Here is a 12064-nt window from a genome sequence, read left to right as displayed (position 1 = left end):
TACAGGCTATTTCACTACCAATACAGGGCATGCCGCGCCATTGGCAACAGCTTCGGCAACATTCGTATGTAAAAAGTGCGAAATTCCAGTTCGTCCATGGCTAGCAATCACCACCATACCGACGTCCTTACTATTCGCCTCTTCTAAAATCTGCTCGACAGGCTCGCCACGGCGGATAAGCGTTGTAATTGGCAAATCAGTCTTAAGTCCCTCAAGTAACGCCTGCATTTTAGTTGCTGCGGCCTCCTCCATGCTTTTAGCGAGTTCCTCAGGGGTAATCGCTAAAATCATAAAGTTTTGATCACCAATAGGTTGCTCAACAACATGTAAAATTTTTAGCCCTACATGGTATAGATTAGCCATTTCAATAGCATAGCGTAGCGCATGGGCCGCCGTTTCTGAAAAATCGGTGGGCCAGAGTATTTGACCTGAACGCATAATCTGTTCTCCTTCAGTGTGAGAGCTGTTTAAATATCGATACCAGTGTGTTTTGTGAGCGTGAATTAACAGTAACGTACAAATCTAACCTTGGAACGTCAACACAGCCTAATCGTCAAGTTCTTCTTTTAACCAAGTAATAGCATCCAGTTTATCGACAAAAAACTTAACCTTGGCTGGCGTTAACCCATTTGCCAGCTTTGCCATGACTTCCTGAAAGGTTGTTTTTCCCACAATGGCAATTCGCTCAAAATGGCGAACATGCTTTAGCCCAAGTTTGAGATCGTCCCAAGCGGCTTGAAGCTCCCAGCCATCAAGCTCAGTGACATCGACTAAGGCATAAATATCGGGATCTTTTACTCCGACGAGAGCAGCCTCGAGGACTGGCACCATCACCTCATAATCTTGATGAGTTAGTGTACCAATCGCTTTAAAGGCGACAAAAAAGTCATCGTCACCATAACGCTCTATCCCAACTGAAATTCCGTGCTTTAACAAAGTCATACTTCCTCCTTGTCTAACAACTATCCTGCTTTCAGTGTAAGAGCAAAGCCTATGACAGGCCGTGATCTTGCTCATAAATGCACCAGAATGCTTGCACAAAATCACCTGAGCCGCTAGGATAAACCGACTAATCAGTCTGTTTATGTTTTTTGAACAAAAAACGACTTTCTTTTTTAAGACTTGCACCCGAGGGATCACGATGAACATGGCAACAGACCCAGCAAAAATTTCGCCGTTAACCGAGTTACTCCAACGTCAGCGTGCAAGTTACTTAGCCGCGCCCAACCCTGATTACGCCATCCGCAAAGAACGCTTAACGCGCCTAAAGACTGCTTTGCTCAACTATCAGCAACCGCTAGTAGAGGCGCTATCACAAGACTATGGCCATAGATCGACCGACGACAGTCTGATTTCAGACATTATGCCGGTGGTCAACAACATCAATTACAGTTTGAAAAACCTCAAAAAATGGCTCAAACCGAGTCGCCGTCATGCGGGCATCTTACTCGCCCCCGCCCAAGTCAAAGTGCATTATCAGCCACTGGGCGTTATTGGTATTATCGTCCCTTGGAACTTCCCCGTGATGTTATCCATTGGCCCCTTAGTCACGGCCATTGCAGCGGGCAACCACGCCATGCTCAAACTCTCGGAATTTACTCCAGCGACCAACAAAGTCATCAAACAACTGCTGGCCGAAGTGTTTGATGAATCCCATGTCGCCGTTGTCGAAGGTGAAGCCGATGTTGCCGCGCAGTTTTCAGCCCTGCCCTTCGATCATCTGTTGTTTACTGGCTCCACCACGGTTGGCCGTCACGTGATGCGCGCTGCGGCGAATAATCTCACTCCAGTTACCCTTGAACTCGGTGGTAAATCGCCAGTGATTATCGCCCCCGATATGCCACTAGAGATAGCGGTAGAACGAATGATTTATGGTAAGTGTTTGAATGCTGGGCAAATCTGTGTAGCCCCAGACTATGTGCTTTGCCCTAACGCTAAGGTGAGTGATTTTATTCAAGCCTATCAAGCCAAATTTCTGGCCATGTATGGCGAGGTTGCCAAGAATAAGGACTACGGCAGCATTATTAATGCTCGCCAATTTGATCGGTTAATGGCTGTGCTTGAGGATGCCAAAACCAAAGGCGCCAAGATTATTTCAGCCTCAAATGAAGCGATAGACAGCCAGAATCGTAAAATCCCCACTCAGCTGATTACCCAAACAACTGAAGATATGCTATTGATGCAAGAAGAGATCTTCGGACCGTTATTACCGATTATTGGTTACGATACCTTAGATGAAGCGATTAGCTACATCAATCTTCGCGCCAGACCCCTAGCACTCTATGTGATGAGTTTTGATGAGGCAAACCAACAAAAAATTCTCCAGCAAACTCACTCTGGCGGTGTTTGTATCAATGAAACAGTATTCCATGTTGCCGCCGACGATGCGCCCTTTGGCGGCATAGGCCCATCTGGCATGGGGCATTACCACGGCAAAGAGGGGTTCCTCACCTTTAGCCACGCTAAAACCGTACTGAGCCGCGGCCGCTTCAATACCGGTAAATTTGTCCATCCTCCCTATGGCAGCTTTATTCAACGCATGTTGATGAAGCTATTTTTACGCTAATAGGGCCGAATTAGGAGGGTTCATGACAACACTGTTATCACCGAATGTTGAACATAAACCGATGACCGATAAACGTCAGGCGATACTCGATACCGCATTATCGTTATTTGTCAGCCAAGGCTTTCATGGCACGTCAACCGCTTCGATTGCTAAGCAAGCTGGCGTGGCAACTGGCACATTGTTTCATCATTTTCCAACCAAAGAAGTGTTGATGGAAAGCCTGTTTCTCACGATTAAACAAGAGTTTGCCAATGCGTTATTGTTAAATATTAAAGAAGGGGGCGATCTTAAAGAGCATGCCGAACAGCTATGGCAGAGCGCGATTGATTGGTCGATTGATAATCCAATCAAGCAATTGTTTTTTCAGCAATATTCAATGTCTCCTATGATTGCAGCTTCTATCCGCGAGCAAGCGATGAATAGCATCTTAGGATTTATCGCCCAATTAATACAAAAAGGGCAGCTAATGGGATTAATTTCCCACTATCCGATTGAATTAATGCTTGAAAATTGCCACGGACAATACTTGGCTGCCACTCGATACTTTATTGATAATCCTGAGTTGGGCAAAGATAAACATCACCGCGATGCTAGCTTTGCGCTGTTTTGGAAGGCATTACGGGCTGACTAAACCTAAAAACAACCGAGCCAGACTTATATCTGGCTCGGTCGTGGGGATATTTAATCAGCTTTGGCTTAATTCAGGTTGTTTTTCTATAGGTTGAGACAACTGCGAAGCGCTCCAATAGCCTTGCTTGATGCCCTTTTCGATAAGCTCAGCGACCGCTAACTCAATCGCTTGAAGCACACAAAACTGCACCGGTTCATTTGTGGTAAAACCCACTTCAGCTTCAGCCAAACGGTTCAAACTGGTATAGCGGAACAAGCCCGCACGCATCTCCTGTGACAAGACTCTTTTACTGGTAGAAACCGACATCATCACTTTGCCCGAGTGCACGTCGACAGCACGCAGATAAATCGTGACTAAATCCTCACGGTACATTTCTGACGCGCCAATACCATAATATTCCACCCCAGTACCACCAGTACTGGTATTGGTCTCATAGCTGATAATCCCGCCTTCTAACAATAACCGCGCAGTGGATAAAACAGGAATATCTTCGCCCTTAGTGCCGTTTTGCTTATTACTGATTTTGCGCTCAGTGAGCAAGTTTTGCAGGCCTTCACGCTCAACAGGCGTAAACCATTTAGAGTCAATCAAGGTCTGCATTAACATTGACGTCGCCCCTTGAGTGACCGCGGTGGAGAATGAACTCACGTTAGCCTGGGGCTTATACTGGCCTGTTTGGTCGCGAAACGAGTACACCGCGACTGGAATAGGAAACTTAGGCCCGGGCTGACTCTGTAGCTCCTTCATCACCTCACTCATTGGATTAACTTGAGCTGGAGTAATATTTAAGTCAGGCTTTGGGATCAAGCTACAGGCGGACATACTCAGCAGCATAGAAGCGATAAGGATGGAACGTGCCATTAGTTTCCGCCTCCAAAAGTTGGCATTTCAATCACAGTGACTTCACCGGTTTCGTTGTTAGTGATAGTCAACATCACCCCAGTGCCTGTGGAGGCCACTTCAATCCGAAAATCCCCCGTGTCATACACACCATCGGTAATCTCACCATCGGCCACACCACGGGTAATAGCATTGATAATGTTACGTTCTAAGGATTCTTTAAAGCGGGTAACAAAGTCTTTTTCGGTCGAGGTGGCTTGATTATCGTTTTGCGCCTGCGCTTTATTGAGCAGGAAAGTCCCATTGAGCGGATTACCACCAAAGCTGGGATTGACTGGCGTATAGATTAATTCGGTAGCTTGGCTGGTATGCGCTATGCAAAGCATAGCTAGCGTAAGTAACGTCCTGTAAGTCATTATTGTTATCCTATAAGTCGTCCGATGTTCCTGAAAAATCACCTGTAATCGCATTCGCTCTGATTAGAGCTAAGTAATCAATCGTCAACAAAATGGCCTGCTCAGCACTCTCCTTAACCGGATTGGCGCGGCGACCAAAATGCGTGCTATAGATGCGGGTACCATTCACCTCTAAGGTTAAAACGGTGCCTGCCTGCGGAAACACAGTCTCATACAAGGTCACATTCACCCCTTGAGTAAACGGCAGTTCTCGCCAATAACTCGCATAGTAAAAGCCAAAATCCTTACCAAAACGGGTAAGCGTTCGGTCTATCACCAATCCACTGATTTCAATGTCATCATTGGCTAACGCACTAGGAGCGCTCACAAACAGGAACGAGCATAAAATACACAACAACCGCGTCGTTAACGATTTCACCTATCCCTCCTTATGAATTAATGCGTAAACGTGACTCAACAGCCTTAAGCCCAAACGCGTTAATACTTGCGCCAAAAGACCTAACATTTAGCACTCATTTTCACAAAATAAGGTTAACAGGATTGAAGATCCTTAGTCATTACACCAAGGAGCAAATTAGTCCGAAAAGCTAAGGTAAAAACCGCAAAATAGCCCATTTGGGTAATACGTTAGAATGAGAAATGAAAACTATTGATACAAACCCAAATCAACGCTATTGCGGTAACCAGAGCAGTACCGATAAGCCGCCTTCAGTGCGATTGTGCATACTGATGCTACCGTCATGGGCTTCAATAATTTCACGGCAGAGCGGTAAGCCTAAACCTGTACCCGATTGTTTTGTTGAATAAAAAGGCAGTAACGCTTGCTCTAAGACTTCCTCAGACATTCCGCTACCACGATCCTCTATCTTGATACTAAAGCCGCCGCCATCGACCATTTTCTGATAACGAATCGACAGTGTTACCTCTTCAGGATTTGAGCCGGATTCATGGGCATTTTTAAGTAGGTTTAACAAAACTTGTTCCATTTGTCCCTGGTCAACATAACCATCTTCTATCGGCAACTCATGGGTTAACGCAAAGGGATAATGCTGTGTCAACTGCTCAATAAGCTGAGACCACGCTACTTTACGTCGCTGTGGTAAAGGCAACTTAGCAAAGCGGGCATAGTTGTAAATAAACTGGCTAAGATGATTAGTACGGCTTTCAATGGTATCAAAAATCAGCTTGAGCTTTGGATTATCGAGATCTTTTGTTAGCAAACGCCCCGAATTCACCATAGAAGCAATAGGCGCCACTGAGTTATTCAGTTCATGGCTGATAATACGGATGACTTTTTTCCATACTGCCACTTCCTGACGATTAAGCTCGCGGGTCATCTGCTTGAGCAAGATTAAATTATGCTGTTGGTTATTCAGTAAAAACTGTCCACGACTCAGATACCAAGTCTCGGCATCATCCTCCCCCATGGTAAAGAGGCCGCTCTTTTCCTGCTTCAGTGCTAAAGCAAGGGCTTCAGGTAATTCTTGCTGCAGCTCCTCAAGGCTCAATCCCTCCATTTTGCCTTTAATCTGAAATAGATGCCGAGCTGCATCATTGGCATACATCAGCCTCTGATGGTCATTTAACAGCAACATGACATTGGGGGAGCTTTGGATCACTTTATCGAGCAATAACTCCCGCTGATAAATATATTGCCGCTCTTGGCGTAACTTTGCCGCTGAGTGATTAAATAGCTCGGCCAATGTCTTAAGTTGCCCCTCGCCGTTTGTAGGAATGCTCACACTGAAGTCATTATCATTAAAGTTAAGTAATCCAACTTCTAGTGCATCAAGACTTCGGGCTAAATGTCGCGTAAACCACACAACTCCCAGAGCGCAGGCACTACAGGCAAGTAAGATAATCAACACCAATTCAAATACTGGCGGTGTATGCTCTGCCTGCGGCTCTAATGACAACGGCGGCAATTTACTCTGCTCCACCACAGGTAACGCCGGCACCATATTGGCAGGATGGGGAGCAGGGTTAAATAGCCCTTGCTTAAGCAGCTCTAGCTTGTAGAGCTTAATTTGCAGTTGCTCTTGCTTCAGCTGTTCTAATTTTTGCAGTTCATGCTTAATTTGATCGGCTCTTAAGCGTTCCTGCAATGAAAACGCCTGTTGAAATTGCTCAGTATTTTTTATTGCGGATTCGATGGCGGCTACCGAATCTTGCAATTGCGCTAAATCCAGCTCGGGGATCTGGACATCGGGTAGTGTCGCAGGCGTAGCCACTTCAGGGGACGATGTGGAAAAAAGGTACTTCATGCTAGCAAAGGTGAGCAAGACACCCAAAGCACAACAAACAGTTGAATAGATAACTAATTTTGTTCTCAGCTGCACCTTAACTTCCACCTAATTGCCACGTTTATTCACCACTCGCCTAAAGTCACTTGGCCGTTATTTCTCGAGACCAAACTTATCCATACGCCGATATAACGCCTGCCGACTCAAGCCTAAGGATTTTGCTACCCGAGCAATCACACCATTATGTTGCTGTAAAGCCGCTTCAATGTCTTCACGACTAACATCCTGCGCCTCATGGGTGTCAGTCGGGCTAACTGCATGGGCAGCGGGCAGATGGCTTTGGCGTTCAAAAGCGGAAGATAAATACTTGTTCTGCTCAAACGCGAACGCATTTGTGGCACTCAACTGGCGTGCCAAGGCTTGCGGTAAACCAAAATCCGTTTCTGTTAACACGCGGCTTTGGGCCAATAATGCAGCGCGCTTACAGGCATTTTCTAACTCACGCACATTGCCCGGCCAACGGTGCTGTAATAGCGCCTGCTGAGCCGGTTTACTCAGGCTAAAGCCTGCACCGACAAAATGTTTTACTAAGGGCAGAATATCGTCGATACGCTGATTGAGTGGCGGCAAAGCCAACTCAATCACATTTAGGCGGTAAAACAAGTCCTCACGAAAGCGGCCTTCGGCAATATCTTGGGCAAGGTCAGCATTAGTCGCACTGATCACCCTCACCTTCACCTTTAAGGTTTTATGGCTACCTAAACGTTCAAACTCCCCCGTTTGTAATACCCGTAGCAACTTCACTTGGCCAGAGAGCGGTAAATTGCCTATTTCATCTAAAAACAAGGTGCCACCATCGGCGGCCTCAAAACGGCCTATTCGCGCTTTATTGGCCCCGGTAAACGCTCCAGCCTCGGCACCAAAGAGTTCGGCCTCAAGCAATTCCATTGGCAAGGCGCCCACATTAACCTTAATAAAAGGTTTGTTTTTTAAGGGAGAATTAGCGTGAATAATATCGGCAAGCTTATCTTTACCGGCACCATTTGGGCCAGTGATCAACACGGATACATCGGAGCGCGCCAGTTGTAAAGCTAAGTCGATACAGCGCTGCATCGCGCCGCTACCAAAAACAATCCCGCACAGTTGCGCATCAGCAATCGCTACCTGGCGCTGTGAATTCACCCGCTCGAGTTGATGATTCGTGCGAGCAAGTTTATAGAGTGTAACTAAATTCGTAATACTATTTAGTAACTTAGCATCATCCCAAGGCTTACCCATATAATCGGCAGCGCCCGCTTTAACCAACTCGACGGCAGTTTCGAGCTGTGTCCACGCTGTCATTAAAATGATCGGCAGATCCGGTTGCCGCTCACGCAATGCATAAAACAGCTGTCGTCCTTCTTCCCCTGAGGTGGTATCGCGGGTGAAGTTCATATCTTGGATAACGAGATCAATATCGTGGGTCGCGATCAGGTTAAGGGCATCATCTGGTGTATGGCAAGTCAACACCTGATAACCATTGATCTCCAGCATTAATCCCAACGCCTGGCAGATGGCATGGTTATCGTCGACAATCAGAATAGTGTCCATTTTAAAAAGTATATCCCGAGTAAATCTATTAACCTTAAAGTAACAAAAAGTGCAATAACATCCTACTGTTATCGCACTTTATGCCGCTCACCTTACGCTACACCGTGCGGGTTGCTGTCGCCGGAGATATCTTGGCAGCCTTGCGTGCAGGTAAGTACACCGCAAGCGTTGTCACCACAAATAATCCCACAACAGTTAATAATGGATAGGAAAGCGCCAGCATAGGTAAGCTATACAGACTCATCAATTGCTGGCCTAACTGAATAGCTAACAGCACACCGAGGGTGCCACCCAACAGACAAAGTAGATAATTTTCCACTAAGAAGTAGCTGATAATATCGCGCTTCTTCGCTCCTAGCGCACGGCGAGTACCAATTTGCTTAGTGCGGCGCTGAATATTAAACATCACCATCCCCGTTACCCCAAGTGAGGTAATCAACAGCAGCAATACCACCATCATGGTCAGCACGGTTGCCATTAACTCATGGTCACGGTATGCCTCGATACGACGCTCACTTATGGTGGTAAAGCCTTCAATCACCCGGCTCGGATACTCTTTATGCAAGATCTCGGGGATGACCTCTTTTAGGCGCGCAATATCACTTGCCTTAGCTCTGACTAAATAACGTTTATAGTCAGCGGGATAATTCACTGACAACACAGAGCTAAACTCTACATTGCTGTTATCCACCCAAGCCGTTTGTAAACGCTCAACCACACCAATCACCACAAAATGCTGCGCTCCCATATATACGCTCTTTCCGAGTGCAGAGTCATTCGGCCACACCTTATCGACAAAGGCTTTAGTGACGATCATCTTGCCACCATCCTCTAACAGTTCAGTGGTGATCTCTTGGGGATAGAAGTTACGTCCTTCAACTAACTTAAGCCCTAAGGAGTCGATAAAATGCTCATCACTCATATACATGCCGGTATTGGGCGTGGACTTCGCACGCTCCTCTGGCCCTAGGGTAAAATTACTCGACCAACCGCCACCGCTCAGGGGAGCCATGGAACTCGGCGCAACATCAATAACCCCAGGTATAGCACGTAGGAGCTCTAAATCCCGTTTATCCTGCACAACTAAATCCGTTGATTTATCAAAATGATAAATACTGAAATCGAAGACTTCATTTTCAACAATCCCAGACTCACGCGCCATTAAACTCAAGCGTTCGACGATAATAAAGCTGGCATTAGCGACAATCGCCACTGACAACACAATCTGTAATAACAGGAGTAAAGGGCCACTTTTACTGTGTAATAAACTGCTAAAGATAGGTTTGATATGTAACATATTGCCCCCGATTATTGGCTCTTAAGATAAACACTTGGGTTAGTGGTACACACACGCCAGGCAGGATAAATTCCCGCCACTATCGCCGCTAAAATCGCAATAATAGGCGCAATGAGCCACATGCTGGCATCGAGGTGAGTGAGCGAAGCCTCTAATTGAAACTTGTTTGTGAGCAACGCAAGTGAGCCCCAAGCCCAAGCGAGGCCCAATAATCCACCGAATAATCCCATCATTGACACTTCTACCATATGTTGGGCAAAAATTTGCCCTTGGCTGGCACCTATCGCGCGGCGCACACCAATCTCGGGGGCACGGCGTAAAAACTTGGACAATAACAAACCTAACATATTGACCAAGCAGACAATTAAGAACAGTGCACTAAGGCCCACCAGCACTTTATTATCTTCAGGTACCACTTTATTAATGGCTAACCATTGGTCAACATCAGACAATTGCACATCGGCCTTAGGTGAGCTAAAACGGCCCAACTGCTTTTGCTGCTCAATATATTGGCGTACCCACTGGCGATACTCAGCTGCTTGCTCTGGCGTATCTAGTTGCACCCAAAATTGCGTCCAATGCTTTTCAGAGGTCAAACGCTGAGCATAGGTATTGATACTTTCATGGCTCCAGCCATTGGTATTGCCCCAACTACCGTATTCCTCAATCGGCGCTAGGCTATAGGGTACAAACAGGGTATCGACATTACCAAAGGCGCCATTGTTAAGGTCATAATAATTAGGACTCGGCGCCCAAGGCTTAAGCACTCCCACGACCTGATAAGGTTTAGCGTTGAAATAAATCGTCTTACCCACGCTGTTTTCGCCCGCAAACAGGGTCTTATTCAACTCATTGGTCAACACAACTTCATAGCGTGCCGTTTTGTCGACACTGTCATCCCATGCCTGACCATATTGAAATTCAAGACCAAAGAGCGGGAAAAAGTCATTATTAGTGACGCGCACCCGAGATTGCAGCACAGGTAAAAAACTAGGGTCTTCAGTCTGCACTGCACCTCCCGTGCGAAACATGGGGGTTTGTAGGCGCGGAATATCACTCTTAAGTAAGTTAAAGCCGTCCTGATAAGTGATCTGAGGATCAAAATCATCCCAAGCATCGGGGCCTTGGCTCCATAACTGCACTGCAAATAACTGGCTGGATTTATCCCCTGCAGGGTTGGTAGACATCATTTTGTAGATGTTTAGCGTAGTGATAGTGATGCCAATGCCGATAGAAATCGCCATGATCATCAGTGCCGATAACATGGGCGTTTTTTTGATACTACGCCAAGCTAAATCTAAGTAATAGAAGAACATAACCGCTCCTAGCCTTGGGCGTTAGCAACCAGTTTATCGACACTGCCGTGGCTTGCGCTGCGGGCCGCATTGGCTTGATACATGGTAAAGTCGCAGACTTGTCCATCGACGATTTGAATATTGCGCTGGGCGCGGCGCGCCAGTTCAGGGTCATGGGTTACCATGATAATGGTGGTGCCTGCCTGATTAATATTTTCAAGTAATTCCATCACTTGACGTGCCATTAAACTGTCGAGGTTACCGGTTGGTTCGTCGGCGAGTAAAAACCGTGGCTCACCCGCAAGTGCACGAGCAATCGCCACCCTTTGTTGCTGACCGCCAGATAATTGGGTAGGTAGATGCTTCATGCGGGCAGCTAAACCGACTTGCTCCAGCGCCTGTTCCACACGGCGGTTACGCTCTTTGGCGCTAAAGCCACGGTAACGCAGAGGCACTTCAATGTTTTCAGCTAAATTAAGATCGGGGATCAGGTTAAAACCTTGGAAAATAAAGCCAATTTTCTCATTACGCACGGCAGCGCTTTTGTTATCACTGAGATTTGAGACATTGATGCCATCTAAAAAGTAATCCCCATGGGTAAAGCCTTCGAGTAAGCCAGCAATATTTAGAAAGGTGGTTTTGCCCGATCCTGAGGGCCCGGTTACCGCCACAAACTCGCCCTCGCTCACCTCAAGATTAAAATCCCGCAGCGCATGGGTTTCCACTAAGTCCGTTTTAAAAACCTTACTGATATTCTTCATTGATAACATTTTAATTTCCTTAATTAATTTTATCTTTGCGCGTAAACGACTGATAAAACGCGCGGGGACTTCAATTTATCTTGAGCATGTAACAGACGAAGCAGAGGCAACCGCTTATCACCCCACAAAGGCGCCAATAATGAACCCACTCAACTTACCAAACAGCCAATCGAGGCTGGAAAATAGCAAATGCATACTCTCCATAGTGACATCGCCAATTAGACGCACCTCCTCTAAGGGATTAGTCCATTCCAAAATATTTAACCCAAGGAAAAACCAACTATTGGTCTCACCAATACCCAGTTCTACCGCCACAACCAATAACGCTAAGGCGAGGACGCTAACCAACTTGGAGGACATCAACACACTCTTATCAAGGATTTTTTGGCGCATCATTGGCTCCTATTTGCTTATCGCCGTCGTTT

General features: G+C 46.4%; 13 protein-coding genes. 2 read left to right on the top strand and 11 right to left on the bottom strand.

All coding sequences use genetic code 11. The annotated features are described in order from the left end of the window. Positions 1-6: 6 nt before the first annotated feature. Positions 7-438 carry a universal stress protein gene (locus H9J30_RS10080; RefSeq protein WP_240130916.1) on the bottom strand — a complete coding sequence of 144 codons (432 nt, stop codon included), beginning with the start codon at positions 436-438 and terminating at the stop codon, positions 7-9. Between the two features lie 108 nt (positions 439-546). Next, positions 547-942, bottom strand: a complete 396-nt coding sequence (locus tag H9J30_RS10075) for a SpoIIAA family protein (RefSeq protein WP_240130915.1) — start codon at positions 940-942, stop codon at positions 547-549. A 199-nt stretch (positions 943-1141) separates the two neighbouring features. Between H9J30_RS10075 and H9J30_RS10070 the strand changes: the two genes are divergently transcribed. Then, complete coding sequence (locus H9J30_RS10070; protein ID WP_240130914.1) at positions 1142-2566, top strand: coniferyl aldehyde dehydrogenase; 1425 nt, start codon at positions 1142-1144, stop codon at positions 2564-2566. A gap of 22 nt (positions 2567-2588) precedes the next feature. Next, a complete protein-coding gene (locus tag H9J30_RS10065; protein ID WP_240130913.1) occupies positions 2589-3197 on the top strand; it encodes a TetR/AcrR family transcriptional regulator in 609 nt (202 codons plus the stop codon). Positions 3198-3251: 54 nt separating this feature from the next. Here the strand turns inward: H9J30_RS10065 and H9J30_RS10060 are convergent, their stop codons facing one another. From H9J30_RS10060 to H9J30_RS10020, 9 genes are all read right to left on the bottom strand, one after another. Beyond that, positions 3252-4058 (bottom strand): CsgG/HfaB family protein, encoded by an 807-nt coding sequence (locus H9J30_RS10060; protein ID WP_240130912.1) that lies wholly within the window; start codon positions 4056-4058, stop codon positions 3252-3254. After that, the gene (locus H9J30_RS10055; protein WP_240130911.1) at positions 4058-4453 is read right to left on the bottom strand and encodes a curli assembly protein CsgF; all 396 of its coding nucleotides are present in this window, start codon (positions 4451-4453) and stop codon (positions 4058-4060) included. Before H9J30_RS10055 ends, H9J30_RS10060 begins: the two co-directional genes overlap by 1 nt. Before the next feature lie 10 nt (positions 4454-4463). Next, positions 4464-4871: a curli production assembly/transport protein CsgE gene (locus tag H9J30_RS10050; RefSeq protein ID WP_240130910.1), complete on the bottom strand. Its 408-nt coding sequence runs from the start codon at positions 4869-4871 to the stop codon at positions 4464-4466. 253 nt (positions 4872-5124) lie between these two features. Beyond that, positions 5125-6792, bottom strand: coding sequence for a sensor histidine kinase (locus H9J30_RS10045; RefSeq protein WP_240130909.1), 1668 nt, complete (start codon positions 6790-6792; stop codon positions 5125-5127). A 57-nt stretch (positions 6793-6849) separates the two neighbouring features. Beyond that, entirely contained in the window at positions 6850-8286 is a 1437-nt protein-coding gene (locus H9J30_RS10040; protein ID WP_240130908.1) for a sigma-54-dependent transcriptional regulator, read from the bottom strand. A 97-nt stretch (positions 8287-8383) separates the two neighbouring features. After that, entirely contained in the window at positions 8384-9583 is a 1200-nt protein-coding gene (locus H9J30_RS10035) for an ABC transporter permease (RefSeq protein WP_240130907.1), read from the bottom strand. An 11-nt stretch (positions 9584-9594) separates the two neighbouring features. Then, positions 9595-10899, bottom strand: a complete 1305-nt coding sequence (locus tag H9J30_RS10030; RefSeq protein WP_240130906.1) for an ABC transporter permease — start codon at positions 10897-10899, stop codon at positions 9595-9597. A gap of 8 nt (positions 10900-10907) precedes the next feature. Next, positions 10908-11648, bottom strand: coding sequence for an ABC transporter ATP-binding protein (locus H9J30_RS10025; RefSeq protein ID WP_240130905.1), 741 nt, complete (start codon positions 11646-11648; stop codon positions 10908-10910). A gap of 108 nt (positions 11649-11756) precedes the next feature. Continuing rightward, entirely contained in the window at positions 11757-12032 is a 276-nt protein-coding gene (locus H9J30_RS10020; RefSeq protein WP_345796027.1) for a hypothetical protein, read from the bottom strand. Between the last annotated feature and the right edge of the window lie 32 nt (positions 12033-12064).

The organism is Shewanella cutis (assembly GCF_022410515.1).
In the GTDB taxonomy this organism is placed as follows: domain Bacteria; phylum Pseudomonadota; class Gammaproteobacteria; order Enterobacterales; family Shewanellaceae; genus Shewanella; species Shewanella cutis.
The sequence above is the reverse complement of the archived record's forward strand: the minus strand, read 5'-3'. Positions and strand labels throughout refer to the sequence as shown.